This window comes from Streptomyces sp. NPDC047869, assembly GCF_040704065.1.
Lineage (GTDB): Bacteria > Actinomycetota > Actinomycetes > Streptomycetales > Streptomycetaceae > Streptomyces.
In genome coordinates, this window is the sequence record NZ_JBEYRK010000030.1 from 1 (window position 1) to 22,371 (window position 22,371).

Annotated in this window: 23 protein-coding genes; 8 read left to right on the plus strand and 15 right to left on the minus strand. The window is 69.7% G+C overall.

Annotated elements, in window-relative coordinates:
• The first annotated feature begins 219 nt into the window (after nt 1-219).
• A complete protein-coding gene (locus AB0924_RS29795) occupies nt 220-594 on the plus strand; it encodes a DUF192 domain-containing protein (RefSeq protein WP_366913015.1) in 375 nt (124 codons plus the stop codon).
• A 37-nt stretch (nt 595-631) separates the two neighbouring features.
• On the opposite strand, the gene AB0924_RS29800 is transcribed toward AB0924_RS29795, so the two are convergent.
• The 14 genes from AB0924_RS29800 to AB0924_RS29865 form a co-directional block, all read right to left on the minus strand.
• Nucleotides 632-1,255, minus strand: coding sequence for an OmpA family protein (locus AB0924_RS29800; RefSeq protein WP_366913016.1), 624 nt, complete (start codon nt 1,253-1,255; stop codon nt 632-634).
• Nucleotides 1,256-1,262: 7 nt separating this feature from the next.
• Nucleotides 1,263-1,847 (minus strand): hypothetical protein, encoded by a 585-nt coding sequence (locus tag AB0924_RS29805; protein ID WP_366913017.1) that lies wholly within the window; start codon nt 1,845-1,847, stop codon nt 1,263-1,265.
• A 34-nt stretch (nt 1,848-1,881) separates the two neighbouring features.
• A complete protein-coding gene (locus AB0924_RS29810) occupies nt 1,882-2,412 on the minus strand; it encodes a pilus assembly protein TadG-related protein (RefSeq protein ID WP_366913018.1) in 531 nt (176 codons plus the stop codon).
• A gap of 56 nt (nt 2,413-2,468) precedes the next feature.
• Complete coding sequence (locus AB0924_RS29815; RefSeq protein WP_366913019.1) at nt 2,469-2,666, minus strand: hypothetical protein; 198 nt, start codon at nt 2,664-2,666, stop codon at nt 2,469-2,471.
• Between the two features lie 113 nt (nt 2,667-2,779).
• Nucleotides 2,780-3,535 (minus strand): response regulator transcription factor, encoded by a 756-nt coding sequence (locus AB0924_RS29820; protein ID WP_366913020.1) that lies wholly within the window; start codon nt 3,533-3,535, stop codon nt 2,780-2,782.
• Between the two features lie 67 nt (nt 3,536-3,602).
• Nucleotides 3,603-4,838, minus strand: coding sequence for a histidine kinase (locus AB0924_RS29825; protein ID WP_358927618.1), 1,236 nt, complete (start codon nt 4,836-4,838; stop codon nt 3,603-3,605).
• A gap of 233 nt (nt 4,839-5,071) precedes the next feature.
• A complete protein-coding gene (locus AB0924_RS29830) occupies nt 5,072-5,959 on the minus strand; it encodes a DUF5936 domain-containing protein (protein WP_358927397.1) in 888 nt (295 codons plus the stop codon).
• A gap of 13 nt (nt 5,960-5,972) precedes the next feature.
• A complete protein-coding gene (locus tag AB0924_RS29835) occupies nt 5,973-6,917 on the minus strand; it encodes a type II secretion system F family protein (protein WP_366913021.1) in 945 nt (314 codons plus the stop codon).
• 8 nt (nt 6,918-6,925) lie between these two features.
• A complete protein-coding gene (locus AB0924_RS29840; protein ID WP_358927395.1) occupies nt 6,926-8,263 on the minus strand; it encodes a CpaF family protein in 1,338 nt (445 codons plus the stop codon).
• 18 nt (nt 8,264-8,281) lie between these two features.
• Nucleotides 8,282-8,629 (minus strand): TadE/TadG family type IV pilus assembly protein, encoded by a 348-nt coding sequence (locus tag AB0924_RS29845; protein WP_358927394.1) that lies wholly within the window; start codon nt 8,627-8,629, stop codon nt 8,282-8,284.
• A 1-nt stretch (nt 8,630) separates the two neighbouring features.
• Nucleotides 8,631-9,014, minus strand: a complete 384-nt coding sequence (locus tag AB0924_RS29850; protein WP_358927393.1) for a TadE family protein — start codon at nt 9,012-9,014, stop codon at nt 8,631-8,633.
• Between the two features lie 7 nt (nt 9,015-9,021).
• Nucleotides 9,022-10,272, minus strand: coding sequence for an AAA family ATPase (locus AB0924_RS29855; protein WP_358927392.1), 1,251 nt, complete (start codon nt 10,270-10,272; stop codon nt 9,022-9,024).
• 12 nt (nt 10,273-10,284) lie between these two features.
• A complete protein-coding gene (gene cpaB / locus AB0924_RS29860) occupies nt 10,285-10,992 on the minus strand; it encodes a Flp pilus assembly protein CpaB (protein WP_366913022.1) in 708 nt (235 codons plus the stop codon).
• A 62-nt stretch (nt 10,993-11,054) separates the two neighbouring features.
• Nucleotides 11,055-11,882 (minus strand): hypothetical protein, encoded by an 828-nt coding sequence (locus tag AB0924_RS29865; protein ID WP_366913065.1) that lies wholly within the window; start codon nt 11,880-11,882, stop codon nt 11,055-11,057.
• 358 nt (nt 11,883-12,240) lie between these two features.
• Here AB0924_RS29865 and AB0924_RS29870 point away from each other — a divergent pair, with 358 nt between their 5' ends.
• From AB0924_RS29870 to AB0924_RS29890, 5 genes are all read left to right on the plus strand, one after another.
• Nucleotides 12,241-13,956 carry a glycoside hydrolase family 18 protein gene (locus tag AB0924_RS29870; RefSeq protein ID WP_366913023.1) on the plus strand — a complete coding sequence of 572 codons (1,716 nt, stop codon included), beginning with the start codon at nt 12,241-12,243 and terminating at the stop codon, nt 13,954-13,956.
• Between the two features lie 151 nt (nt 13,957-14,107).
• Nucleotides 14,108-14,635, plus strand: coding sequence for a hypothetical protein (locus tag AB0924_RS29875; RefSeq protein WP_366913024.1), 528 nt, complete (start codon nt 14,108-14,110; stop codon nt 14,633-14,635).
• Entirely contained in the window at nt 14,632-15,291 is a 660-nt protein-coding gene (locus AB0924_RS29880; protein WP_366913025.1) for a hypothetical protein, read from the plus strand. The genes AB0924_RS29875 and AB0924_RS29880 overlap by 4 nt, the downstream gene beginning before the upstream one ends.
• Nucleotides 15,291-20,030 (plus strand): putative T7SS-secreted protein, encoded by a 4,740-nt coding sequence (locus tag AB0924_RS29885; RefSeq protein WP_366913026.1) that lies wholly within the window; start codon nt 15,291-15,293, stop codon nt 20,028-20,030. Before AB0924_RS29880 ends, AB0924_RS29885 begins: the two co-directional genes overlap by 1 nt.
• Before the next feature lie 30 nt (nt 20,031-20,060).
• Nucleotides 20,061-20,438, plus strand: a complete 378-nt coding sequence (locus AB0924_RS29890; protein WP_366913066.1) for a hypothetical protein — start codon at nt 20,061-20,063, stop codon at nt 20,436-20,438.
• 248 nt (nt 20,439-20,686) lie between these two features.
• Here the strand turns inward: AB0924_RS29890 and AB0924_RS29895 are convergent, their stop codons facing one another.
• Nucleotides 20,687-21,094: an ATP-binding protein gene (locus tag AB0924_RS29895; RefSeq protein WP_366913027.1), complete on the minus strand. Its 408-nt coding sequence runs from the start codon at nt 21,092-21,094 to the stop codon at nt 20,687-20,689.
• 205 nt (nt 21,095-21,299) lie between these two features.
• On the opposite strand from AB0924_RS29895, the gene AB0924_RS29900 reads away from it, so the two are divergent.
• A complete protein-coding gene (locus AB0924_RS29900) occupies nt 21,300-22,151 on the plus strand; it encodes a DUF5753 domain-containing protein (protein WP_366913028.1) in 852 nt (283 codons plus the stop codon).
• A gap of 4 nt (nt 22,152-22,155) precedes the next feature.
• On the plus strand, nt 22,156-22,365 hold the full coding sequence (locus AB0924_RS29905) for a DUF397 domain-containing protein (protein WP_358936438.1): 210 nt from the start codon (nt 22,156-22,158) through the stop codon (nt 22,363-22,365).
• The last annotated feature ends 6 nt before the right edge of the window (nt 22,366-22,371 follow it).

The following is a 22,371-nucleotide window of genomic DNA, read 5'->3' on the forward strand; positions in this document are numbered from 1 at the left end:
GCCCACCACGGCCACACCCCTCGACGGTCCGACTGGTCGGGCCAACCAGAGCCACCTCGATCAGCCGGAAAACAACCTAAATCACCGGTATTGCGCCTAGTCCAGTCATGGGGCCTTCCTAGTGGGCGGCGGCCCACCGGACAACTCCTTTACAGACGCGCCCGACAGCGCTTCTCCCTCCCTCCTCCCGGGTACGGTCACCGCGGAGGTGGGCTCGGGATGGCGCGTTGGCGGAACGGGCGGGGGCTGCTGCTGATCCGGCTGGGCGGGAGCGGAGCGGAGGTCTCCGTCCCGCTGGAGATGGCGACGTCCTACCGGGCACGCACGAGGGGTCTGCTGGGCCGCGACTCGCTCGCCGGGGCGATGCTGCTGTCCCCCGCGAGCAGCGTGCACACCTTCCGCATGCGCTTCCCCATCGACGTCGCCTACCTGGACCGCGACCTCACCGTCCTGGCCGTCCACACGATGCACCCCGGCCGCCTGGGCCTGCCCCGGCTCCGGTCCCGCCATGTGCTGGAGGCGGAGGCGGGGGCGATGGCGGGGTGGGGGCTGGTGGCGGGGGCGCGGGTCGGGATCGAGGCCGCGCCGGCGTAGGCACCGGGCCTCGCGCGGCGGCCCGGGTGGGTTCTCCTCAGTTCTCCGTGCGCGGGAAGGAGACCTCCACGCGGCGGTTCTTCTTCCTGCCCGCCTCCGTCGAGTTGTCGGCGATCGGGTACTGCTCGCCGTAGCCGCGCACCTCGAAGGTGACGTTCGGGTCGTTCAGGTCCTGGTCCAGGACCGCCTGTACGGCGTTGGCGCGCTGCCTGGACAGGACGTCGCCGTGGGCGGAGGAACCGAGGTCGTCGGTGAAGCCGAAGACGCGGACCCGGGTCGCGTTCTGCTTCTTGATCTCATCGCCGATGGTCGCGATACGGGCCTTGGCCTCGCCGCTCAGCTTGGCGCTGTCCTTGCCGAAGAGGACTTCGGCCTGGAGGGCGAAGGTGACATCGGCGTTGGTGTCCTCCCGCCGCTCGTCCCCGCTCTGGTCCTCGACGACCGACTTGATGTCCAGCACCTTGGCCTCGGCGAGGGTCGCCCCCTCGGGAAGCTTGAGGTCCGGGTCGGTGGGGTCGACTTTCACGGGGGCGGTGGCGGAGGGTTCCGTGCCCGGGGGGTCGCTGGGGGAGGTGTCGTCGGCGTGGGCCACGGAGAGGTTGGCTGTCGCGAGGAGGACGGCTGTGGTGAGGGTGAGGGTGAGGCGGGGTGTGGTGGTCACTTTGGCCTCACCCGGAGATTTTGATGGTGGCGGCCGGGAAGGTAGGCAGCTGGAAGTCCACCTCGGAGGTGCCCTCCGGGGGTGCGGGGAACTGCATGAACACCGCGAGATCGTCACCCGGCTTGAGGGTTGAGAAGCCGGTCGTGGTCAGCGGGCGGCCATCCGTGTCCCGCAGCACGTAATAGCGCTTCTTTCCCTGCGGGTCGACAAGCGTGGCCCCTCCGAGAGACCTGCCGTTTCTGATGATCTCGGTTTCGTTGCCACTCAGAGCGGAGGGAATGACGAGATTCTTGGCACCGTCGTTCCTGAGGGCGCCGTTCACGGTGACGAACCCACCGGCATCGCGTTGTGCGGATGAGATCTGGAGGAAGAGCCCGTCCGACCCCTTCAACTCGGCCAACGACTCGTTCGACTGGCCCTCCTGTGCACTCGCGTTCGAGCCGCCTGACGCGGCGGCTGACGTCGAGTGCTCCGACTTCTTGGGGTCGTCGCCTCCGCCACCACCGCAACCGGCCGCACCGAGGGCCAGACCGGCCGCAACGGTCATCGCGACCACCCCCCTGTTGGCCTTCCCAGTGAACCGAATGCTCATGGCTCTGCTTCCTTCTGTACGCGTTGTTCGCTTGTCAGCCGGCGAGGTGGACGTCGAAGAGATCCTCGGGTCCAGGCAGGTCGGTCAGGTCGTCCGGGCTCAGGTTCCAGTCACGGTCTCTGCACTCGAGTCGCGGCAGCGAGTCACCCGCTTCGTCCTTGGAGAGCTGAAACGTGCAAAGTGGCTCGATAACGGCTTTGGCAGAAGCCGTCGACCGGAAGCGCTCTGTCCCCGGGACGACGGACTTTCCCACGGTCTTGATCGTTTTGGCATCGACCGTGAAGGTGAGCGGCGTCGGTGAGTCACAATGCGCTCGGGCGTCGTTCTGCGCCGCGAGTTGATCAGCGCGCCAACAAGAGGGACCCAGTTCTACCGCGCCATGGAAGATGTCCTGCCACTTGGTCGGGTCCAGAACGTCCTCCCCCCACTTGGCCGCGAGCAGGTCGCGCCTGTCCTGAGCCGCAGCGAGGGCGGCCGCATCGGCCGCGGTCTGGGCACCGCCGCGATTCACTGCGGCTTGCCCTACGGCGAGGTAGGCCAATGCAAGAAAGAGCAGACCCGCCACCACCGTGATGTAGATGGGGAAGGCCTGCCCTGCGTCGTCGAGCGGACGGAGGCGAATCAGCCGCCTGTGACTTCGGCGATCTTCTGCGTGATCGCGTCGTAGATCGACTGGCCGATGCTCGTGCCTGTGATCGCCAGAACGATCGCCACGACCACTGCGATGATGCCGAGGTACTCCACCGCCGTCTGACCCCGGTCGTTGCGTGCGGCGCGAGCCCACAGGCGCACGACGGTGGTGTTGAACCATTCGCTCATGGCGTTCCCCTCCAAGGTCGCCCCCGATCCGGACAACGTACGGCGGGGCGTCCCGCCCCTCAGAGGGCCCCTGGGCCCAACCCAAGGCCCAATCGCTTTCCCGCGCCCCCACCTCACGCCACCCCCAGCCACTTGGCCGCCGCCTGGGACCTGGTCGTGCTGTGGAGCTTGGCGAAGATGCGGTTGATGTGGTTCTTGACGGTCTTCTCGCTGATGAAGCAGGCGGCAGCGATCTGCTGATTCGTCATGCCGGACGCGATGAGGTCCATGATCTCCGCCTCCCTGCCGCTCAGTTGGAACCGCGACCGATACGACTGTCCCACATCCGATTGCAGTTGCGAAAGGTTTTGGGGTGGAATCAGGCCCAGAACAGGCGGTGGTTCGGGATCCGCATGTGCAGGTGCACTCTCCCGCAGCCCGTTCACCAACGCCCGCGCCGCTCCCGGCGTCACGTGCGGCCGTCCCTCCCGTACGTCGCGCACCGCCCTCACCAGCTGCTCCGTCGTGAACTCACCGTGCACCAGGTAACCCCCCGCCCCCAGCCGCAGCGCCTCCCGTACGGTCCCCGTCTCGTGGCTGTACGTCAGCATCATGACCGGGGCCAGGCGTACCAGGTGGGGCAATGCCGAGATTCCGTCGACGCCGGGCATGCGGACGTCGAGGAGGACGACGTCGGGGCGGTGGAGCAGTGCCGCCTCGTACGCCTCGCGGCCGTCCGCCGCCTGCGCCACCACCGTGGTGTCCTCGCGGTCGGAGAGGAGGGCGGTGAGGCCCGCGCGGATGACCGGGTTGTCGTCGGCCACCACGAGGCGGAGGGGGGCCGTGACGGTGGCCGGCGGGAAGTCCGGGCCGGGGTTCAGGTGCTGCATCGGGTGCCTCCTCTCGGGCTCAACTTCTCAAGGGGTCGGGGTGTCAGGGGCTCAGGAACTCAAGGGTTCAGGGCCAGGGTTCATCGGGCGGGGTGCCGGGTCGTGCGGGCTGTGCGGACCGCAGGGGCAGTTCCACCCGGACCTCCGTGCCGCGTGCGTTGCCGCCCCGGCCGATGCGGATGCGGGCCCCCGCCGCGGCGGCGCGTTCGACCATGCCGAGCAGGCCGAAGTGGCCGGAGCGGCGCAGGCTGTCCAGCGTCGTACCAGGAGGCAGGCCGGTGCCGTCGTCGTGGACGGACAGGCGGAGCAGGTCGCCCTCCACCCCCGCGGTCAGCTCCACTCGGGTCGCGGACGCGTGGCGGTGGGCGTTCTCCAGTGCCTCCGTGGTGATGGCGAGGAGGTGGCGGGTGAGGGGTGGGGGGAGGGACGGGAACGGGTCCCGGGGGTCGTCCGTGCGGCGGCATGTCACCGGCAGGCCCGTGCGGGTGCTGAAGTCGGCGGCACGGGAGGTCGCTTCCGGCCAGAGGTCCGTGTGCGGCGCCGCCACCGGGGAGTCCTCGCGGCGCAGGTCCTCCAGGAGTTCCCGGGACTCCGCCGCCGCCCTGCGGGCCGAGCGGGACACCAGGTCGGCCTGGCGGCGGACCCGGGCCGGGTCCGGGGCGTCGGCCGAGGCGGTCGCCGCCAGACCGTCGGCCGCCAGGGCCACGCCGTACAGGGTCTTGGCCACCGAGTCGTGCATCTCGCGGGCCAGCCGGGCCCGTTCCGCGTGTACCGCCTCCGTCGCCGCCAGGCGGGCCTGTACCGCCGTGAGCGCCTGCGTCGCGGCGCCGTAGCGGAGCATCAGGTTGCGCAGGGTCGAGCCCATCGCGCCGGTGACGACGCACAGGCCGGGCAGCAGCAGCGACTCGGCGACGCCCGCCCGCTGGTCGGCCTCCAGGGTGGCGTGGACCAGCAGCAGGATCAGGGACTGGAGCGAGGCGAAGCAGGCCGCGCCCCGCCAGCCGTAGACCAGGCCGGCGAGCAGCGGGGTGCAGACGCTGACGTAGGCGAGGGTGGTGTCAGGGCCCGCGGAGATCAGCGGGAGGGAGCCGAAGAGGGTGTCGGCGGCCAGCAGGCTGGGGTGGCGCAGCAGGAGGGGGCCGAAGCGTTCCCAGTCGCGGAACAGCACGTAGGACACCATGAAGGTGATGACGACGGCCGCGCCGACCAGGCGGACGCCCAGGCCGGGGGACGCGTTGAGCAGCGCTGCCGGGGCCGCCAGCACGATCATGGCGAGGCGGAACCCGAAGACCTGCCGGCACATCGCCTGCAGGGCACGGATCTGGAGCTTCTCCGGGTCGGGCGCAGGAGGGTGGGCCCGGCCCGGCACCGGGTTCGCGTCGCCACCGGCGCCATCAGCGGGGTCACGGCCGGTAACACCGCCCGCCGCGGGCCGTCCGGTACCGGGGGCCGCCCCCGCGTCCCCCGCCCGGCCACGCCAGTGCCGGCGGCCCGTGGTCCCCCTCGCCGGCGTCATGGTCGTCACCCCGCCCCCGCCTACTCGCCCGTCAGGGAGCCGAAGTCGACGCCGGAGCCCAGCAGCAGGCCCGCGCCGAGCAGCAGCATCGTCGCCGGGACCATGAACGTGGTGATCATCAGCGTGGCCTTGGGGACGGCGCGCGCGGCCTTGCGGCGGGCGTTCTGGGCGTCCGTGCGGCGCATGTCCTTGGCGAGGGAGACGAGGGTGTCGACGATCGGCGCGCCCAGTTCCTCGCCCTGCTGCAGTGCCGTCACGAACATCGCCACCTGTTCGGAGTCGTTGCGGCGCCGCAGCTCCGCGAAGGCCTGGCGGCGGCTCATGCCGAGGTCCATCTGGCGCAGGGTGATGCGCAGTTCGTCCGCCCACGGGCCCTCGTAGCGGGTGGCCACCCGGTCCAGCGCCTGGCGGAAACCGAGCCCCGCGCTCACCACCACCGCGAGCACGTCCAGGAAGTCCGGCAGGGTCCGCTCGATGACGTCCTTGCGGACGCGGATCGCCGACCAGATGCCGACCTCCGTCCAGAACGCCCCGAACAGCAGCAGGAGCAGGGCCACGAACCACTGGCCGCGCAGCAGGAAGACCAGGAAGCCGACGCCGCCGAGCGCGCCGTACACCGCGCGCCGGGCCGCGTAGCGGTCGATGGTGAGGCCGCCGGGGTTGCCCGCGAGGTCGATCCTGCGGCGGTACCGGGCGACCAGGCGCGGGCCCATCAGTCGGAGCACGGCCGGGGCGTAGCGCATGCCCATGCGGTCGATCACGGAGTCCACCGCGCCGGTGCGGGTGGCGCCGACCTCCAGAGCGAGCGCGAGGTCGCCGGGGAGCTTGGCGTCCGCGCGGTACATCCGGATGCCGGCGAAGACGCCCCAGACGCCGAGGCCCATCAGCAGGGCGAGCAGGTATGTCATCAGGTCAGCCCCCTCACACGTCGATCCGGCTCATCCGGCGGATGAGGACGAACCCGACGGCGTACATGGCGAACGCGATGATCACGCAGGCCTGGCCGACCGGTGAGCCGGTCATGCGGTCGAGGGCGCCGTCCTTGACCCCGTTCATCAGGAACAGCGCGCCGACGCCGAGGACGGGGACGGCGTACGACGTCATCGTCACCTGGGAGAGCTGGGTGCGGATCTCGCGCCTGGTCTCCTTGCGCTCCTCCAGGGTCTCGGTGAGGTTGCGCAGGGCCGAGACGACCTGTCCGCCCGCCCGGTTGGACAGCACCAGCGTCGTGACGAGCACGACGAGTTCGCGGGAGGGGAGCCGGTCGGCGAGTTCGCCGAGCGCGTCGTCGAGGGAGTGGCCGATGGCGAGCTGGTCGGAGACCTTGGCCAGTTCCTCGCCGGCGGGTGCCTCCAGTTCCTCCGCCGCCATGCCGATCGCGGTGCGCAGCGCGAGGCCGGCCTGGGTGGCGTTGGCCAGGATGCGGGCCAGTTCGGGGAGCTGGTTGATGAAGCGCTCGATGCGTTTCTGCCGCTGCCAGTTGAGGAACTGGACGGCCGCCCAGACGCCGGTCAGTCCGGCGATCGGGCCGAAGAAGGGGGCCAGGGTGGCCTGTCCGATGAGCCAGAGCGCGGCGACCGCGGCGAGCATGCAGGCGAAGAACTCGCCCGGGGTGACGTCCAGGCCGGTCGCGGCCAGCCGCAGCTCCAGTTTCCTGCCGAGCGCGGTGCGGCGCAGCCGGCGGTCCAGGGTGCGGAAGCGGCGCCGGCGGCCGCTGACGGAGTCGGCTCCGGTGTGCGCGAGCCGGTCGATGAGGGCGGCGCGCTGGGCGCGGCCCGCGGCGTAGGTGTGGATGCCGACGACGGCCAGGACGCAGGTCAGCAGGGCGACACCGATGGTGAGCTGTACGAGCGTATGGAGTTCCATGGGGGGTCCTACCTGGCTTCTCGGGTGGCGAGCTGTTCCGCGAAGTGGGCGACGCCGAAGGCCTGCGGGACGGGCTGGCCCGCCATGTGGAGGCGGTCGGCGGCGCGGCGGGGCAGCGGGTGGTACTCGAAGGCGCCGTACACCTGGCCGTCGGCGGTCATGGGCCGGGCGTGGAAGCGGGCGGCGGTGGCGAGCCGGTACGGATCGCCGCCGTGGCTGTCGAGCAGGGCGATCTCGGTGATGCGGCGGGCGCCGTCGGCGAACCGGGTGAGCTGGACGATGACGTCGACGGCGCTGTTGATCTGGTCGTGCAGCGCCACGAACGGCACCTCGACGTCGGACATGGAGGCGAGGGTCTGCAGCCGGGTGAGGGCGTCCTCGGCGCTGTTGGCGTGCACGGTGGCGAGGGAGCCGTCGTGGCCGGTGGACATGGCCTGGAGCATGTCGAGGGACTCGCCGCCGCGGACCTCGCCGACCACGATCCGATCGGGCCGCATGCGCAGGGAGTTGCGCACCAGGTCCCGGATGGTGACCTGGCCCTTGCCCTCGACGTTCGGCGGGCGTGACTCCAGCCGGACCACGTGGGTCTGCTGGAGCTGGAGTTCGGCGGAGTCCTCGATGGTGATGATGCGCTCGTGTGCCGGGATGAGCCCGGACAGGGCGTTGAGCAGGGTGGTCTTGCCGGTGCCGGTGGCCCCGGAGACGATGATGTTGAACTTCGCCTGCACCAGCCCGGCCAGCAGGTACACCATGGGCTCGTCGAGCGAGCCGAAACCGATCAGCTCCTGGAGGGTGAAGGAGCGCGGGAAGCGGCGGATGGTGAGGGTGGGGCCGGTCAGGGACAGCGGCGGGATGATGACGTTGACCCGCTCACCGGAGGGCAGCCGGGCGTCCACCATCGGGTTGGACTCGTCCACCCGGCGGTTGACCGTCGAGACGATCCGCTCAATGGTCTGCATGAGCTGGTCCGCGGAGGCGAAGCGCAGCGGCAACTGCTCCACGCGGCCGCCGCGTTCGACGAAGATCGCGTCTGGGCCGTTCACCATGATCTCGGTGATGGAGGCGTCCTCCAGCAGGGGCTCCAGGATGCCGAGGCCCAGTGCCTCGTCCACCACCCGCCGGATGAGCTGGGAGCGTTCGGCGGTGGAGAGCACCGGGCCCTCGCGGCTGATGATGTGCCCGAGCACCCGCTCGAGGCGCGCCCTGCGCTCGGCGGCGGCCAGCGAGCTCATCTCGGCGAGGTCGATCTCCTCCAGCAGCTTGGCCCGGTAGGAGGCGACCAGATGCGCGTCCTCACCCCGGGTGCCCTGCTCCTCGGGGGAGTTGATGCGTGCCCGCAGGCTCATGGGTTCGCCTCTCCTCGGTCAGTGGTCGCGGGGCATGGTGGCGGACTTCTCGGCGGGGTCGAAGTGCCAGCCCGGGACGATCGAGGGGATGGAGACGGAGGCCGTGACGGTGACCGAGTCGGCGCCTCCCCCGCTCGCGCCGCACGTCACGGTCAGCCCGCCGCTGACGGCCTGCGCGCACGCCTGCTGGGCGGACTGCCCCAGCGACTCGGCCCGCGCCCCGGCCCGGGCGGCCGTGCCGGCCTGCTCGGCGGCGTAGGCGACGGCCCCGATCTGGAAGCCGGCAAGGCCGACGATCAGCAGGACCGGGATGAACCCGAGGTACTCGACGGCCACCTGGCCGCGGTCGCGTCCCCTGCGTGGCATGTCAGTCCTTCACCTCCTCGACGGCTCCGGCGTGGCCGTGCACGGTGACGGGGAAGTCGATGGAGCCGGGGAAGAGGACGGGGACCTTCAGCGACACGTCGGCGGTCACGTAGCCCTCCCCGCCACACCGCGTCACCTCGGCCCCCTCCCGCCAGGCCCCCGACAGGTGCTTCAGCGCCGCCTGTTCGCACGCGCCGAAACGCTCCCCCCGGTGTGCCGCCGTCCCCGCCCGCACACCCTCGTCGGCAGCATTCCCCGCGAGCGTGTAGGCGTACCCCACGAGCACGCACTGCCACATCAGCACCAGCGTGAGCACGATCAGCGGGGTCATCCCCAGGAACTCGACGGCGACCTGGCCCCGGTCGTCACCGCGCAGGCGTCTCATCGGACCCTCACTCCTTCCGCCGCCGGAAGCTCACCGGCCCCCGGTCACCGCGCGGCCGGCCGGCGCCCCGGTGGGAGGTGCCCTCGGGCGACTTCGCCAGGCCCAGTTCCCCGGCGAGCGCCCACAGGGCCTGCTTGACGGTGCTTCTGCCGTCGAGTTCGTGGACCCGTCCCGCGTCCACGACGGCCTGCAACTCCTTGAAGTTGGCGGGTACGGCCGTGCGTGCCACCGCCGTGCCGGTGATGCGCTGCACCAGCGGGGGCTGGATCTCCGTGCTCCGCGTGTGCCGGTTGACGACGACCGTGGTCTCCTCGGCCTTGCGGATCTGCAGCCGGTCCCACATGCGCACGGTCCGCTTGGCCGCGCGGACGGCGACCACGTCGGGCGTGGCCACCAGCAGCGCGGTGTCGGCCGTCTCCACCGCCGCCGCGCTCGCCCCGCCTAGCTGGGCGCCGCAGTCCACGACGACGACCTCGTAGCGGGAGCGCAGGGCGCCGATGATCTGGCGGGCGGCGCGGTCGGTGACCTCCTCGCCGCGTTCGCCCTCGGCGGGGGCGAGGAGCAGGGCGAGTCCGGTGTCGTGGCGGAAGACGGCGTCGGCGAGGACGCGCGGGGAGATGTCGTTGATGGCGGCCAGGTCCACGACCGAGCGGCGGAACTGGACGTCCAGGTAGGAGGCGATGTCGCCGGTCTGCAGGTCGAGGTCGACCAGGGCGGTGGGCCGGCCGGAGGCCTGGGCGGCGAGCGCGAGCTGGATGGCGGCCAGAGTGGCGCCGACGCCTCCTTTGGCGCCGCTGACGGTGACGACGGTGCCGCCGGCGCCGCCGAACGTCTCGGCGCCGTGCCCGAGATGGCGGCGTACGCCCGTCGACCACTGGGCGACGGCCTGGACGCGGCTGGCGAGTTCCTCGTACGACAGCGGGAGCGGGACCAGGCCGCGGGCGCCGGAGTCCATGGCGGCGGCGAACAGGCCGGGGCTCGCGTCGGTGGTGACGAGGATGACGCCGACGGCGGGGAAGCGCAGGGCGACCTCGCGGATCAGCTCCAGCGCGGGTACCGGGCCGATGCGTTCGTGGACGACGACGACCTCGGGCAGTTCGTCGACCGACTCGGCGGCGAGCCGGGCGAGGGCGTCGACGAGCTGGGTGGAGTCGGTGACGGGCGGCTGCGGCTCGGCGTCGGGAAGCTGGCTGAGCAGGGTGACGAGGGAGCGGACGGCGTCGGGGTCGGCGCCGGCCGGGAGGATCCTGGTGGGCATGCGGACCGCCTCTCACTTGTCCGTCGCGAGTTCGTACGTGCGGTCCTTGTCCGGGACGCCGGTCTGGCCGCCGGGCGCCACCAGGGCGAGCCGGACCCGCTGGGCGAAGGACTCGGCGTAGGTGATCCGCTGGGCGTCGAGGGTGGACAGCGCGAAGGTGATCGGGACGCCCTCGGTGGGCTCCCGGCGGTCCTTGCCGGTGTCGGGTTCGAGGGCGGTGATCCGGCCGACGTCGAGGACCCGGGCGTTGGTCACGATGATCTTCGACTGGTCGGGGTCGCCCTCCTGCTTTCCCTCGAAGGTGGCATAGACGTTGACGCGCGAGCCGGGGGTGATCTTGCCCGCGACCCCGGTCGCCGCGTCGATCATGATGGCGACCTCCTGCTGGCCCGGCTGGAGGGCGGGCCGGTCGACGATCATGTCGGTCTGGAGCAGGGAGCCGGCCCGCAGGGTGGTCACGGCGATCTTGCCCCGGAGCTGCCGCAGATCGGTGACGGCGTTGCCGGACAGCCACCGCTTGGGCATCTCGGTCTTCTCGAACTGGCCGGTGTTCAGCGCGGTGTACGGCTTCACGTCGGACTTGACCCGGTAGGCGGTGACCTCGGGCCCGACCTTGGAGTTCACGTCGTGGACGACGGAGAGCACGCCGGCGAACGCGCCGAGAGCGCACAGGACCGACAGGATCAGGAGTATCACGCCGCGGCGCTGACGGGAGTTCATGAACCGTGCAACCTCATTGGGGGGAATCGGTCGAGCGGGATGTGATCTGGTGTTCGTGCTGGTCAGGCGGGCGTTCGCTGTTCCAGGGCGCGCGGCGCGGGCGGCTCGTGGACGGGCGGGGTGGCGGAGCAGAACACGCAGCGGTCTCCGAGGACGTCGAGGCCGCACCAGTGGCAGGTGGACTGCCGCACCGAGGTCACCAGTTGGTAGAGGACGGAGAGGTCGGCGAGGTAGCTGCAGAACTCGATCACCCGGCCCGTACCCCACCAGCGCGGCGACTCGGCGGGCAGCGGGGTCTCGCGCAGCGCGTGCGCGGTCCACTCCTTGGCGAGTCCCGCGAGCCAGTCGCTCTGCAACTGCCCCTTGGCGACGAGCATCCAGGTGCCGAACTCGGGACCCTTGAGCCTGGCGCCGGGGGCGACCCGGACGAGCTGCGGCTCGGGATGGGCGACGACGGCGAACTGGCTCCCCGGCACCCAGGACTTGGCGTGCGCCTTGAGCCCGACCGGCACCCGGTCCAGCCGGGCGACCGAGCCGAGGACGGCACCGGCGTGGATGTAGTGGGTGAGCAGCCGGCCGGCCGAGGCGAGCACTCCGGGGCTGAGGTCGCAGGAGGCGAGCTGTCTGAGCTGCCGGGCGAGCACGGCGATGCCGAGCGGCGGCAGCTCGGGCCGGAAGACGGCGACGCGGTCGCTCTCCAGCAGCGAGCGAAGGGTGTGCAGCCGTCGTACGACGGGTTCCGGGGTGGCCTGCGAGCACACGACGACCAGGTACCCGTGCTGCTCGGTCAGCGCGTGCAGTTCGGTGAGGGTGTGCTCCAGCGGGCGCCGGTCGAGGTCGCGCAGCACGACGGCCGGCATGGTCCGTTCGTCCTGCGCCGGCAGTGCCATGTCGGCACTGGTCACGGCAATGGCAGTTGGCACGCGCAGCTCCCCGCTCCTTCACGCCCCACGGCTCGCCGGTGTTACTCCAGCGCGCCGGGACGACTTCATTGCGTGACTACCTGAGCACTGTATCCACGCCCCAATGACCGGAGAACAGCGTTTGTGTAGCTCGTGTGGAACTCATCGGGCACAAGTGGCGCCAAAACCGGACAGGTTGAGCGCTCGACCGGAGACGGTTTTGGTCTGGACCTCTTGACAGCCGGATTGGCCTAGACCAACTTGTACGCCAACGGTGGCCGCCGTCCCCGCCCCACCCTCCCCACCGACTCCCCCACCGGAGGCCCCTGTGGACCGTGCATCAGCCATGCCGTCGGACCGGACCGGACGCAGACGCCGGACTCGCGTCGGCACCTGGTCCGCCGCCACCGCCCTCGCCCTCGCGGTCGCGGGCCTGGCCGCGACCCCCGCCTCGGCCGCGGACGTCAACAACGCCCGCAACGCCGGCTTCGAGTCGGGTCTGGGCAACTGGACCTGTACGGCCGCGAGCGGCACGACGGTCTCCTCCCCCGTCCACTCCGGCTCCTCGGCCCTGAAGGCCACCCCGGCCGGCCAGGACAACGCCCAGTGCACCCAGTCGGTGGCGGTGAAGCCCAACTCGACCTACTCGCTGAGCGGATGGGTCCAGGGCGGCTACACCTACCTGGGCGTCACCGGCACGGGCACGACGGACGTCTCGACCTGGACCCCCGACACCGCGTCCTGGAAGCAGCTCTCCACGACGTTCACCACGGGCGCGTCGACGACGTCCGTCACGGTGTACACGCACGGCTGGTACGGGCAGGCCGCGTACTACGCCGACGACATCTCCGTCTACGGCCCCGACGGCGGCGGTGGCGGCGACCCTGCGCCCACCGTTCCGGCCGCGCCCACCGGACTGACGGCCTCCGGCACGACGTCCTCCTCCGTCTCGCTGTCCTGGTCGGCCGTGTCCGGCGCCACCGGCTACAACGTCTACCGCAACGGCACCAAGGTGACGGCGGTGACGGGCACCTCGGCGACGATCAGCGGCCTCACCGCGTCGACCTCGTACTCCTTCCAGGTGACGGCGACCAACTCGGCCGGCGAGTCCGCGAAGTCGGGCACGGTGACGGCGACGACGGCGGCCACCGGCGGCGGGGGCGGGGGCGGCGGTTCGCTGCCCAAGCACGCCGTGACCGGCTACTGGCAGAACTTCAACAACGGGGCGAAGGTCCAGAAGATCTCCGACGTCCCGTCGGCCTACGACATCATCGCGGTCGCCTTCGCCGACGCCACCACCACGCCGGGCGCGGTCTCCTTCAGCCTGGACTCGGCCGGCCTCGGCGGCTACACCGTCGACCAGTTCAAGGCCGACATCAAGGCCAAGCAGGCGGCCGGCAAGAAGGTCATCATCTCCATCGGCGGCCAGAACGGCACGGTGTCGATCAGCGACTCTGCCTCGGCGGCGAACTTCGCGAACTCCGTCCACTCCCTGATGCAGACGTACGGCTTCGACGGCGTCGACATCGACCTGGAGAACGGCCTCAACGCCACGTACATGACGCAGGCACTGCGCTCCCTCTCCTCGAAGGCGGGCTCGTCGCTGATCATCACGATGGCACCCCAGACGATCGACATGCAGTCGACGTCCAACTCCTACTTCCAGACGGCCCTGAACATCAAGGACATCCTCACGGTCGTCAACATGCAGTACTACAACAGCGGTTCGATGCTGGGCTGCGACGGCAAGGTCTACAGCCAGGGCTCGGTGGACTTCCTGACGGCCCTCGCCTGCATCCAGCTCCAGGGCGGCCTCTCCCCGTCCCAGGTCGGCCTGGGCCTGCCCGCGTCGACGAGCGGCGCGGGCAGCGGCTACGTGTCCCCGACGGTGGTGAACAACGCGCTGGACTGCCTGAGCAAGGGCACCGGCTGCGGCACCTTCAAGCCCTCGAAGACCTACCCCGACCTGCGCGGCGCGATGACCTGGTCGACGAACTGGGACGCCTCGTCCGGCAACGCGTGGTCGAACGCGGTGGGGGCGCATGTGCACGCTATGCCGTGACATGAACTCCGGTTGAGTGCGGATGCCCGGGCCGGGGGCCCGGGCGTCCGTATGTCCGCATCCCCGCCGCCGGGCACATTCGGCCAAAGCCTCTTCACCGTGACGGATGCCGCGTTGCGTTCGGCAATGGGCTGGTGTGATGATCCCGGGCATGGCTGATCACGGGGGTGACGGCGGCCGGGCGGGGGACATACGCAGGTCGTCGCTTTCTGAGTACGCGGAGATGACGGGTGCGGAGGCGCCTGACGACGTCTCGCGCAACGAACGTGCCGTACCTGCCCGGGAAGCCGTCGACTTGCGGCGCAGGCGCCGGGAGTTCGCCGCTCTGCTGGGTGAGTTCCGTCGCACGGCGGTCCTGGTCCCCCTGGACGCGGACGAGAACCCGCTGACCGCCGACCAGGGAGGCGTCCGCTGGATCCTGGCCTTCTCGAACGAGCCGGCACTGGCCCGGTTCGCGATCGCGAGGGGTGAGGGAGATCGGGAGTGGGCTTACCGGCGGGTGCTGGGCGCCAGGCTGCTGGACGCCGGGGTCCCAGCCGTCGGTGTGCCGTGCGGGGTGGCTCTGGACGCGGCCGACGGGGACGAGGGCGTGCTGTTCCCGCCGGTTGTGGGGATCGTGCCTGACGCGGTGGCCGTGGACCTGGCCGTCAGGGCGACCGATGAGGAGGCACCGCGGTGAGCGGGGGCAAGGGCGGCAAGGACATCAAGGCCGCGGGGCTGGACGAGATAGCGAAGGGCATCACGCTCACCCTGGCCGAACTCAAGGAGCTGGGCATCGGCAGCCTGGCCGGTGTGGGCCGGGGCTTCTCGAACCTGGAACTCTCCGGCATCCAGTTGGGCCACGAGGATCTGACCGCCAAGTTCAAGTCGTTCTGCGAGCGCTGGGAGTGGGGCGTCCGAGGCTTGGTGGCGGAGGGCAACAAGTTCGCCCAGGACGTGGGTCTGTCGGCGGGCACCCTGCACGAGACGGACGAGTACATCAGCGGCGCCATGAAGGTCGCCTACAACGCGGGCGTGGGCAACCCGTACGCGTCCGAGGACGACGTCACCAAGATGAGCTGGGACGAACTGCGCCGGAGCAGCGTCGACGCCGTCACCGACCCCGACTACAGCGGGAAGTCGTTCGACGAGGCCTGGCAGACGTCCAAGCAGAGCTTCAAGGACGCCGGGCGGGACGCCATGACCGGATCACTTGGCCTGCCGCCGGGCGTCACGATGGACCGCGTCAACCAGGCGACCGGGACCAGCGACGACTACAACCGCGTGCTGGACGACATGTGGGGCCCGTCCCCGGAGGAACGCGCGAAGGCGGCCGGGCAGGATGGTGAAGGCTGATGGGCATCCTCGGCGACATCGGCGACGGCATCAACAGCGGTCTGACATACGGAAAGAACGTCTACGACGCGGGCAAGAAGAAGGTCGGCGAGGGCATCGACAAGGGCAGCGACGTCACCGCCGACGCCCTCGACAAGGTCGGTGCCCATGGCTGGGCGGACAAGGTCCACCACTACGGCGACCGGGCCGCCTCCGCCCTGGGCGCCACCCCGGGCGAGCAGCAGCTCGGCGAGAGCGACGAACCGACCGACCTGATCCACGGTGACGCGGGGGACATCCGGTCCACCGCCAAGCACCTGAAGGACTTCCACACCGCCTTCGACCGGGTCGGCCAAGGCATGCGCAAGCTGGACTCCTCGCAGTGGCAGGGCGAGGCGGCCGACGCGTTCCGCAAGAAGTTCGAGATGCACCCGGTGGACTGGCTGCACGCGGCGGACGCCTGCGCCAAGGCGGCTACGGCACTGGAGACCTACGCCGAGACGGTCGTCTGGGCACAGCAGAAGGCCCGTGACGCGATCGACCTGTACAAGAAGGGCAAGGAGGCCTCGGCGACGGCGAAGGACGCGTACGACAAGCGCGTCACCGCCTACAAGGACGCCGTGAAGTCAGGCGACAAGGAGCCCGGCCCGGACCCCGGCGACTTCGACGACCCTGGCGCGGTGCTCGTCAAGGAGGCCGAGGAGCTTCTCCACGACGCCCGCAAGCAGCGCAACGAGACCGCCGACGCCGCCGCGAAGGCCGTCGAGTCGGCCATGGCCCACGCCCCGGCCGAACCGCCCCCGCTGGCCCAGCTGAAGGTGGACGCGGTCGACGGTTACGGCGCCTTCAACACCGAGATGCTCCATGTCGGCGGAGGCATGGTCAAGGGCACGGCAGGCCTCTACAGCATGGTCCGCGGCGCCAATCCCCTCGACCCGTACAACCTGGCCCACCCCGCCGAGGCACTGCAGCACCAGGCCATGACCCTGGCCGGCCTGGTGTCCAGCGCGACGCACCCCGAGCGGACGCTCAAGCAGACGCTGCAGGACTTCGCCAAGGACCCCGCCGAGTTCGGCGGCCGCTTCGCGCCCCAGGTACTCCTGACCGACGGAGTGGGGCTGGAGGTGAACGGGGTACGGGCCGCCACCGCGGAGAGACTCGCGATGCGGGACTCGCTGAAGGTCGCCGAGCGCGACGGGGTGGGGGCCGAGGGCGCGGCCGGGAAGAGCGCGCGGGAGACCGTGGACGAGGACCCGCCGGCGCCCTCCCACGACAAAAACAGCACGCACAGCGACGACACCGATCCGATCAACCTCGCCACCGGCAAGATGTACCTGCCGCAGAGGGATGTCACCCTGCCCGGGGTGCTGCCCCTGGTCCTGACACGGCGAGTGGAGTCCGGCTACCAACTGGGCCGCTGGTTCGGCCCGTCCTGGTCCTCCACACTGGATCAGCGCTTGGAGATCGACGCGGAGGGAGTCGTCTTCGTCACCGAGGACGGCCTGCTCCTGGCGTACCCGCACCCCGTACCCGGTCTCCCCACACTCCCCAGCCAGGGCCCCCGCCGGCCGCTGGACCGAGTGGACGGCGGATACACGGTCACGGACCCGCAGACCCGCCGCACCTGGCACTTCGCCGACCGGGGCGAGAACCTGGCGGTGCTGGAACAGATAGACGACCGCAACGGCAACTGGATCACGTTCGAGTACGACGCGGAGGGCACTCCGCTGGCCGTGGTCTCCAGCGGCGGCCAGGGCGTGCGCATCACGACGGAGTCCGGTCGCGTCACGGCCCTCCACCTCGCCTCGACCGGCGAGGAACTGAAGCGCTACGGCTACACGGACGGCAATCTGACGGAGCTCGTCAACTCCTCCGGTCTGCCGCTCCGCTTCACCTATGACGAGGCGGGCCGGATCACCTCGTGGACGGACACGAACGACCGCAGCTACACATACGAGTACGACGACCGGGACCGCTGCGTCGCCGAGGGCGGCTCGGCGGGTCACATGAGTCTGACCCTGTCGTACGGGGACCCGGACCCGGAAACCGGCCTGCGGACCACGACCGCGACGACCGGCGAAGGCCACACTCGCCGCTATCTCGTGAACGACGCCTGGCAGGTGGTCGCGCAGACTGACGCCCTCGGTGCGACCACCCGCTTCCACCGCGACCGCTACCACCGCCTGCTCTCTCAGACTGACCCCCTGGGCCACACGACGTCGTTCCGCTACGACGAGGACGGCAACCTCACGTCGGTCGTCCGCCCGGACGGACGCGAGGCGACGGCGGAGTACGACGGGCTCGGCCTGCCGGTGAAGGTGATCAATCCGGACGGCACAGTGGTCCGCCAGTCGTATGACGAACGCGGCAACCGCACGTCGGTGACGGACCCGGCAGGCCGGACGACCCACTTCACATACACCGAGGCCGGCCATCTGACCTCTGTGACCGACCCTCTCGGCAACACGACACGGGTCGTCTGCGACCGCGCCGGCCTCCCACTGGAGATCACGGATCCCCTGGGCGCGATCACTCGCTACGAACGCGACGTGCTGGGCCGCCCCGTCGCCGTCACGGACCCGACCGGAGCCGTGACCCGGCTGCAGTGGTCGGTGGAAGGCCACCTGACCCGCCGCACGGCCCCCGACGGCACCACCGAGACGTGGACGTACGACGGTGAGGGCAACTGCACGAGCCACACCGACCCGTTGGGGGGCGTCTCCCGCTTCGAGTACACCCACTTCGACCTGCTGACGGCGCGCACCGGCCCGGACGGGGTGCGTTACGAGTTCGACCACGACGCGGAGCTGCGCTTGACGAAGGTCACGAACCCGCAGGGCCTGACCTGGACGTACGAGTACGACGCGGCGGGCCGCCTGGTCACGGAAACGGACTTCGACGACCGCACCCTCACGTACGAGTACGACCCAGCCGGCCGCCTCACCGCACGGAGAAACGCTCTCGGTGAGACGCTGGCCTTCGAGCGCAACGAACTGGGCCAGGTACTCCGCAAGGATGCGGACGGCCAGGTCACGACCTACGCCTACGACTTCACCGACCAACTCGCCCAGGCAACAGGCCCGGACGGCACGACACTCACGCTGCTGCGCGACCGCTACGGCCGCCTGCGCTCCGAGACGGTCGACGGCCGCACCCTGACGTACACCTACGACGCCCTCGGCCGCCGCGCGGGCCGTACGACCCCGACCGGTGCCACGACGACCTGGTCCTACGACGCCGCGGGCCGCCGCACCGGCATGGTGGCAGCATCGGGCCACGCCATCGACTTCACCTACGACGAGGCAGGCCGTGAGCTGTCCCGCCGAATCGGTGGCACGATCGCCCTTGACCACACCTTCGACCCCCTGGGCCGCCTGATGACCCAGTCGGTGACCGGTGTCGGGGACCGGCCGGTGCAGCACCGGACGTACAGCTACCAAGCCGACGGCAACCTGATCGGCATCGACGACCACCTGTCCGGCTCCCGGCGCTTCGACCTGGACGCGGCAGGCCGGGTGACGGCAGTGCACGCGGCTGGCTGGGCGGAGCGGTACGCCTACGACGAGGCAGGCAACCAGACCCAGGCCGAGTGGCCGACGAACCACCCCGGCGGCGAGGCGACAGGTGCCCGAGCCTATGTGGGCACCCGCATCACCAGGGCGGGCAACGTCCGCTACGAACACGACGCGCTGGGCCGCATCACGCTCCGCCAGAAGACCCGCCTGTCCCGCAAACCGGACACCTGGCGCTACGAATGGGATTCCGAGGACCGCCTCACGGCGGTGACCACCCCGGACGGCACCCGCTGGCACTACACCTACGACCCCCTGGGCCGCCGCACAGCGAAACTCCGCCTGGCGGCCGACGGCGAGACGGTGCTGGAACGGGTGGACTTCACCTGGGACGGCACAACACTGTGCGAGCAAACCACCACGTCCGATGACCACCCCAACCCGGTCACCCTCACCTGGGACCACCAGGGCCTGCGCCCCCTGGCCCAAACGGAACGCATCACAGCGGCCGACACCCAGGACGAGATCGACTCCCGCTTCTTCGCCATAGTCACCGACTTGGTCGGCACCCCCAACGAACTCATCGACGAAACCGGCAACATCGCCTGGCGCACCCGCAGCACCCTATGGGGCACAACGGCATGGGCAGCCAACAGCACGGCATACACCCCTCTACGCTTTCCAGGCCAGTACTACGACCCGGAAACCGGCCTCCACTACAACTACTTCCGCCACTATGAACCTGAGAACGCCAGATACCTAACTCCTGACCCTCTCGGCCTGGATGCGTCACCCAACCCGATCACGTATATCGTCAACCCACATCGCTGGACTGACTCCCTTGGTCTCGCACCTGACTACGTCGCCGTTGATACGAACCCCGTGACTGACGCCCTCAAAGGCATCAAAAGCGCCGAAGTTGATGCTGCTCTGGCCGGCAGATCACCCGTTCTGTCACCTCAGGCGCACCGCGAGCTAATTGAGGGCGGACATAGCCCAGAGGCAATCAGCAAATGGCTGTCGGAACGTAGTGGCCGTATGGGCCCTGAAGCCACACCGCAAGGCGTGGCAGACATCCAAGCAAGACTCAAGGCCATGTGGAAAGGAAAGTCGTTCAATCCAATGATCCATGATCACGACGCCATGGTCCTACACTCTGCAACCCAGGAAGGACTGTCGATCATTACGAACGACACAAGGTTTTACAAGAATGCGGAACGACTTGGCTTCCCGACTGAGAGATACTAGACCCCTTACAGGCAAGGAGAAGTGTCCAGCATGAACGATAAACGAGAAATGGCCGATGACGGAATGGCCGATGCGCTTAATCTCGATGAGATTGAAGAGGTGTCCGCGGCAGCAACCCCGGGGCCATGGTTCGTTCGCCAGCTTGACGACGACTACGCCATGAACCTAGTCGCGATCAGTACGGTAGCGGATACAGACCAGGGCACGAGGTGGCCTGATTTTGATCACCGCGAGATGATCGCAGCAACGCTGGTTCAGCACCCGCGCTACGTGGACTGCGCCGATAGCCGCTGGGATGAGAACGCGGCCTTCATCGCCATGGCTAGAGAAGCGGTACCGCAGCTAGTCGAAGAGGTCAAACGCCTGCGCCAACGTCTGTCCACCGACACCGATCGACCTCGATCGTGACGGATGAGTTCCATTTCATTCGCCCTGAATGCGAGTCCCTGTGGCCAGAAGGCGAGGAATTGAGGGACTACGTGCCAGCATCGAGTTTGGGCCGTCATCCGACGCCGCAGCCTCTGAGCTGTACACACCCTGCGGGTGTTCCGTTCCTTGTGTTCGCGGCATGGTCGCGGGCCGCCAAGTGTCGCCAGTGCGATAGGCCGTTGATGCGGCACCGGCTCTGCGGACGACTGGTGGCGGCCAGCCGACCATCACACCGCCGCGAGTTCGCACCACACGTACTTGCCCCGCTTCCCGAACCTGGCCGACGGCTGCCACCCCCAGAAGTCCGCGCATGCCCTGACCAGGGCCAGGCCCCGGCCCCCTTCCCCAAGCTCGGCCACCTCCTCCAACGGCCGGAACGGCTCCGGCGGGCCGGGGTCCGTGTCCCACGCCCCGATCCAGACCACCCCCTCCGCCGAGCGGCGCACCCGCAGCGCGGCCGGCCCCTTCGTGTGCCGTACGGCGTTCGACACCAGCTCCGTCGCCAGGAGTTCAGCCGTGTCGACCAGGCCGATCAGACCGTGCATCGTCAGGATTAGACGCAAGGTCCGGCGAGAGATCGTCACCGCTCTCAGGTCGTTGGGGATGTAGAGGGTGTAGTCCCAGGTTTCGGGCATGACTCATCCACTCCTGCGAGGTGAGGGATTCAAGGCGTGCGGTGGCATTGCCGCGGTCGTCCTGGCAGGACGACGCGGTGCACTTCCGCTGCGTGTGCGATGCGTCACCGACGGTAGGGCTAACATGTCATCCCGAGCAAGCCGGTCGCGTAATCTGGCCCCGAACGAGGCCAATCCGCAGGTGCGTTGATGTGAGGCAGCAACCATGGTCCTGAGGCGTGAACCGACGGCGCGGCAGATGCGCTTGGCAGTCGAGTTGCGCCGGCTCCGGGGCGCCGCAGGGCTTGCGGCACGTGAAGCAGCAGCGCTGCTCGGGGTGAGTCACGTCCAGATCAGTCACATCGAGTCGGGGCTCACAGGTGTGAGCGAGGAGCGCCTGCGCCGTCTCGCCGCCAACTACGCCTGCTCCGACGAGAGTCTGATCCAAGCGCTCGCGGCCATGGCGACCGACCGTGCGCGGGGCTGGTGGGAGGAGTACCGGCACCGGCTGCCTACGGCTTACCTGGATCTGTCCGAGCTGGAGCACCACGCCTCATACCGGTGGGACGCCGACTTCCTGCATGTCCCGGGCCTGCTCCAGACAGAGGACTACGCTCGTGCGCTTTTCTCCTACGTCAATCCGGAGTTCCCTGCGAGCGACGTGGCGCTTCGAGTTGAGCACCGGATGAGGCGCAGGGTCATCATCGAGCGCCCGGATCCGACCCCGTACGTCGCCGTGATCCATGAGGGGGCCCTGCGCATCCGAGTGGGCGATCGCCCGGCAGCGCGAGCCCAGCTCGCTCGCGTACTGGATCTCTCCGAAGCCGACCACGTCACGGTCCGGGTCATCCCGTTCGACTTGGACGGATTCGCCGGTGCCGGCAGTGCCATGGTCTACGCGGGCGGCCCGCTGCCCAGACTGGACACCGTGGTTCGCGACGGCCCTCATGGCACCGCGTTCGTGGACGCCGAAGCCCAACTCGGTCGCTTCCGAACGCTCTTTCGTAGGCTTGAAGCCTCTTCACTCGAACCGGAGCGTTCGTGTGACTTCATCCACAGGCTGGCGAAGGAGCTGTGAGGTCATGACCACCCCCCTAACCTGGCGAAAGTCGTCGTTCTCCGGTGGTGGCGAGGGAAACGCCTGCGTCGAGATCGCCGACGGCCCCACCCACATATCCGTCCGTGACTCCAAAGCCCCCGCCCGAGCCACCCTCACCTTCGCCGCCCAGTCGTTCACCCACTTCATCGACGCTCTGAAGGCGCCGGCCGCCGACGCCGGTTCGGTCGAGTAGCCATAC

Coding starts and splice junctions, on each gene's coding strand:
- AB0924_RS29795 (WP_366913015.1), top strand. CDS start 220: ATGGCGCGTTGGCGGAACGGGCGGGGGCTGCTGCTGATCCGGCTGGGC.
- AB0924_RS29805 (WP_366913017.1), bottom strand. CDS start 1,847: ATGAGCATTCGGTTCACTGGGAAGGCCAACAGGGGGGTGGTCGCGATG.
- AB0924_RS29815 (WP_366913019.1), bottom strand. CDS start 2,666: ATGAGCGAATGGTTCAACACCACCGTCGTGCGCCTGTGGGCTCGCGCC.
- AB0924_RS29820 (WP_366913020.1), bottom strand. CDS start 3,535: ATGCAGCACCTGAACCCCGGCCCGGACTTCCCGCCGGCCACCGTCACG.
- AB0924_RS29825 (WP_358927618.1), bottom strand. CDS start 4,838: ATGTGCCGGCAGGTCTTCGGGTTCCGCCTCGCCATGATCGTGCTGGCG.
- AB0924_RS29830 (WP_358927397.1), bottom strand. CDS start 5,959: ATGACATACCTGCTCGCCCTGCTGATGGGCCTCGGCGTCTGGGGCGTC.
- AB0924_RS29835 (WP_366913021.1), bottom strand. CDS start 6,917: ATGGAACTCCATACGCTCGTACAGCTCACCATCGGTGTCGCCCTGCTG.
- AB0924_RS29840 (WP_358927395.1), bottom strand. CDS start 8,263: ATGAGCCTGCGGGCACGCATCAACTCCCCCGAGGAGCAGGGCACCCGG.
- AB0924_RS29845 (WP_358927394.1), bottom strand. CDS start 8,629: ATGCCACGCAGGGGACGCGACCGCGGCCAGGTGGCCGTCGAGTACCTC.
- AB0924_RS29850 (WP_358927393.1), bottom strand. CDS start 9,014: ATGAGACGCCTGCGCGGTGACGACCGGGGCCAGGTCGCCGTCGAGTTC.
- AB0924_RS29855 (WP_358927392.1), bottom strand. CDS start 10,272: ATGCCCACCAGGATCCTCCCGGCCGGCGCCGACCCCGACGCCGTCCGC.
- cpaB (WP_366913022.1), bottom strand. CDS start 10,992: ATGAACTCCCGTCAGCGCCGCGGCGTGATACTCCTGATCCTGTCGGTC.
- AB0924_RS29865 (WP_366913065.1), bottom strand. CDS start 11,882: ATGGCACTGCCGGCGCAGGACGAACGGACCATGCCGGCCGTCGTGCTG.
- AB0924_RS29870 (WP_366913023.1), top strand. CDS start 12,241: ATGCCGTCGGACCGGACCGGACGCAGACGCCGGACTCGCGTCGGCACC.
- AB0924_RS29875 (WP_366913024.1), top strand. CDS start 14,108: ATGGCTGATCACGGGGGTGACGGCGGCCGGGCGGGGGACATACGCAGG.
- AB0924_RS29885 (WP_366913026.1), top strand. CDS start 15,291: ATGGGCATCCTCGGCGACATCGGCGACGGCATCAACAGCGGTCTGACA.
- AB0924_RS29890 (WP_366913066.1), top strand. CDS start 20,061: ATGAACGATAAACGAGAAATGGCCGATGACGGAATGGCCGATGCGCTT.
- AB0924_RS29895 (WP_366913027.1), bottom strand. CDS start 21,094: ATGCCCGAAACCTGGGACTACACCCTCTACATCCCCAACGACCTGAGA.
- AB0924_RS29900 (WP_366913028.1), top strand. CDS start 21,300: ATGGTCCTGAGGCGTGAACCGACGGCGCGGCAGATGCGCTTGGCAGTC.
- AB0924_RS29905 (WP_358936438.1), top strand. CDS start 22,156: ATGACCACCCCCCTAACCTGGCGAAAGTCGTCGTTCTCCGGTGGTGGC.